Origin of the sequence: Halapricum sp. CBA1109 (assembly GCF_009741825.1) — an archaeon.
GTDB lineage: Archaea > Halobacteriota > Halobacteria > Halobacteriales > Haloarculaceae > Halapricum.
Map to the genome: position 1 here is coordinate 1 of NZ_WPCA01000198.1, position 3,832 is coordinate 3,832.

The 3,832-nt window shown below is 69.2% G+C and carries 3 protein-coding genes and 1 pseudogene; 1 reads left to right on the forward strand and 3 read right to left on the reverse strand.

The window, feature by feature from the left end; genetic code table 11:
- Positions 1–73: 73 nt before the first annotated feature.
- The 3 genes and pseudogenes from GJ629_RS14910 to GJ629_RS14920 all read right to left on the reverse strand — a co-directional run bounded on the left by GJ629_RS14910 (position 74) and on the right by GJ629_RS14920 (position 2,303).
- The gene (locus GJ629_RS14910; protein ID WP_157513724.1) at positions 74–589 is read right to left on the reverse strand and encodes an ATP-binding protein; all 516 of its coding nucleotides are present in this window, start codon (positions 587–589) and stop codon (positions 74–76) included.
- Entirely contained in the window at positions 586–1,479 is an 894-nt protein-coding gene (locus GJ629_RS14915) for a hypothetical protein (RefSeq protein ID WP_157513725.1), read from the reverse strand. The genes GJ629_RS14910 and GJ629_RS14915 overlap by 4 nt, the downstream gene beginning before the upstream one ends.
- A 73-nt stretch (positions 1,480–1,552) precedes the next feature.
- Positions 1,553–2,303 (reverse strand): annotated as a pseudogene (locus tag GJ629_RS14920) (4-phosphopantoate--beta-alanine ligase).
- A gap of 152 nt (positions 2,304–2,455) precedes the next feature.
- Here GJ629_RS14920 and GJ629_RS14925 point away from each other — a divergent pair.
- Positions 2,456–3,496, forward strand: coding sequence for an extracellular solute-binding protein (locus GJ629_RS14925; protein ID WP_157513726.1), 1,041 nt, complete (start codon positions 2,456–2,458; stop codon positions 3,494–3,496).
- The last annotated feature ends 336 nt before the right edge of the window (positions 3,497–3,832 follow it).

Consider the following 3,832-nt stretch of genomic DNA (forward strand, 5'->3'; position numbering starts at 1 on the left):
TAGCCCGCCGTCGCACTCACCGTCGCATCGAGGTCGATGCCGTCGACCGTCGGCCGCTCGTCGAGGTACAGCTTCAGTATCGCCGGCGGCGTCGCGTCCGGCGGCGCACCTCCGATGCGCGCTCGTCGAACCGGCCCGAGCGTCTGATCGCGCGGTCGACGTCCTCGATCAGGTTCGTCGCGCCGACGACCACCACGTCCTCGTCGGCGACGGCCTCTAACTCCCGGAGGAGTTGGTTGACCATCTGCTGTTCGGAGGTGTTCATATCGTCCTCGCGGGCGCCGGCGACGGCGTCTATCTCGTCGACGAACACCAGACACGGCTGGTTCGCACGCGCTATCTCGAACACCTCGGCGACGTTGTCCGCGGGTTGGCCCATATACTTGCTCGTGAAGTCCGCGGGCGTGGTCTCGACCATCCCGAAGCCGAGTTCGCCCGCCAGCGCCCCGGCGACGTGGGTCTTTCCACATCCCGGCGGCCCGTGCAACAGCACGCCGCTGACGGCACCGATACCGTACTCCTCGTAGGCCTCGGGCCGTTCGAGCGGGTCGACGACCGCCTCCTCCAGCGTCGATTTGAGCTCGTTCATCCCGCCCACGTCGCCGAACCCGCGGTCGGCGAGGGGTCCAACAGCGTCTCGGCGTCCAACTCGACGCCCTCCGGCTGGACGACGCCCGTCTCGGACGGGTCGCCGGTCGGTTCGTCGCCGCGTTCCCCGCCGCCCGCAGCCGCTCGGTCTCGCTTTTGTCCGTCGTCAATACTCGGCCCATCGGCCCCGCCGGCCCCGCTGAGGCGGTAGCCGTACTCGATCAGCCGCGTGGGGTCGGCGCCCACGAACGACGCCAGCCACGAGTGACTACGGTCGTCGGTCCGGACGTCATCGGCGTCCCGCACGGCCCGCAGCGTGGCGCTGTCCTCGCCGTCGTCGTGGAACTCGGCGATCCAAAACGGGAGGTAGGCCCGTTCGACGGACTCCACGTCCGCGAACGCCTCGAACTCGAAGCTCCCGTCGAAGTCGAAGGTCCGCCGGAGCTCCGCCGCGTACGCCTCGCCGTGGCCGTTGTCGGTGAAATACCGGCCGATCCGGTCGGCCAGCAGCGCCGCCGCCCGCTCGTTGGTCGCCTGAAACTCGAAGAGGACGGTCCGACCGGGGCCGTCCCGGTCGATACCGAGGTCGTACCGTCCGGGGTCGACCCGTTCGGTCTCGGTCGCGCCGTCGGTGTAGTAGGCGATGTCGCTGTCGTTGCCGCTCCAGAGCCCGTCGACGAGGATAGTGTCCGTCCGGTGTTCCTCCCCTCGGACCATATGTCCCGTCCCAGTGTAGCTGTAAGTCACGACGAAGACGGGATAGAGGAGTCGGTGGAGTCGGTCGAGTCGCTCGCTCTCGAACCGCGTCACGTCGGCTGATTCGAGCGCTTCGCGGACGGCTGACTCCTCGGCTGTGCGTCGGTCGATGTCGAGTGATGCTGGCAACCCCATTGTATCACGCGCCGGCCCCACCGGCGGTAATCGTGTGGCAAACGTGGCCGCTCTGACAGGTCACTCTTCCGGTTCAGTCCAACTCGCCCGAGCGGATGGTCGCCTCGCGTCGGCCAGCGCTTGCTCGGGGTCGAACGACTCGACGATGCCTTCGAGGGTATCATCCGGCTCGTCGACCAACTCGCGTGCGTGGGCGGTCATATTCGGGACCGCGCGGAGCACGTTGTCGACGATAGGGACTGCCGCGGCCTGTGCCGACCGCGAGAGCGGGTTGAGGTCGATCACGATTTCTGTCTTGCCCATCTCCGCCAGCGCGGCCGCGCGGTCGCCGTCCTCTAGGGGGACGACCACCACGTCGGCGACCCGATTCCGTCGGCGTCGACTTTCGCTCGCTCGTGGTCCAGCCCCGGGATCCGTCCGTCCGCGGTCAATCCCTTCACGTCCTCGGCCCCGTGCTCCCGGAGGTGGTCGGCGATGGCTCGCATTCGCTCGTCGGTCCGGTTGAAGAGATTCACCTCGATATCGGCGTCGACGGCCGCGGCCAGTTCGACCGTCTCGCCGGGGACGAGGGCGGCGACGTTGCCGTTGACCGAGAGCACGGGGCGGTCCGCCAGCAGGAGGTGGGCGGCGGCGGCGCGGGCGGCCGCGTCGGCGCTGTCTGTGGTCTCCTCACCCAGCAGGTAGTCGTAGGCCTCGCCGCGGCCCTGAGCGATCAGTCCCTGTCTGCTCGTGATGCCCTTCTCGACGCCGGCCTCGATGCGGTGGCGAGTGAGTAGGGACTCGTAGCGCGGGTGACTCTCCGGGACGTCCACCTCGTCGGTCATACCCGTTGGTGGGCGAGGGCTGGCCAAACGGGTTTTGGTTGCTCCGTTCGGTCCCCCCTCGCGTGTCTGTCCCGCCACCCGGCGCCTGTGGACCCCATCGATTCGTGTTCGATATCGGGAAAAACAAAGTAGCTGGTGGAACATATCGGACTGTGTCTCCTCGACTGCCCAGACGGCGTGCGCTGGCCGCCCTCCTCGGCGGCGGCATCTCGCTCCTCGCTGGCTGTTCGTCCGACGCGACCGGGCCGACGAACTCGGCCGATACGTCCGACCCTACAACCCAGCGCCGGACCGACGGGCGGCGGGAGTGTCCGACGGGGACCGTCGAACCGGACGCCGCCGACGGATCGGTCACCGTCGCACACGACTTCGACGGCCCCGGCGTCGAACACCTCCGGGCTACGGCCGACCACTTCGACACGACGCACGGCCCGTCCGCGACAACCCGCTCGGTCCCCGACAGACAGTTCCGGATGACAGACCGCATTGACTGGCTCCGGACGAGCGGCGTCTCCGTCCTCATCGGGAACGCGACGCTCGCGCCGGAACTTGACCGGGCCCAGTTGCTCGCCAACGGCCAGCGGGTGGTCGACCCGTGCCGGTACGAGGCGACGGCGCGAGCGGCCGCGATGCGGACCGACCGGCTGGCGGGCTACCCGCTCTCGACGGTGACCGCCGGACTGTTCTACGACGCCGAGACGCTCGATGCGTGGGGCGTCGAGCCACCGGGGACCGTCGCCGAACTGGCCACGCTGGCCGAGCGCGCACACGACCCCGACGCCGGCACGTACGGCGTCGCCGCGGCCCTCGACGCCTTCGCCCTCAGCGGCTACGCCCGGGCCTACGGGGCCGACATCTACGACGCCGAGACCGAATCTCTCGGTATCGAGGACGCCGACCTGCGGCGCGGACTCGCCGCCGTCGTCGAGGCCATCGCGCCGTACCTTCCGCCCGAACTCGACCGGGGATCCCAACTGTCGGCGTTTCGCTCCGGCGAGACGCCGTTCTACCTCGGTCCGTCGAGCGCGCTCGCGGAACTCACAGAGCGGGACGGACCTGTCGGTGCCGTCCCGATGCCGACGCCGGCGGGCGGAACACCGCGCCCGTACGCCACCACGACGTGCTGTTACGTCCTCGATACGGACACCGAGAGCGAGGCGGACGTGACTGCGTCCGAGCAGTTCGGGGCGTAGCTGAGTACGAACGCCGAGCGACTGCGCCCGCTGTCGAACGGCCGCGGCGCACTCCCGGCGAACCGGTCGCTCGTCGGCGACGACGCCCTCCTCCGGCCGCTCCGCTCGCTGTCGGCCGGACTCGACAATGCAGTCCCGGTCCCCGCGGACCAGCGGATAGACGCCGTCTGGACCCCCATCACGAGCGCGGTACGAGCAGCCGTCAGCGGGGAGACGGAACTGGACGACGCGCTGGAACGGGCCGCGAGCGACATCCGCGCGCAGTGGTCCGCCGACACCTCATAGTGTTTATTGTAGGTCATTTCGGTTTGACGCCCAACTTCGGGCTGGTCGAAC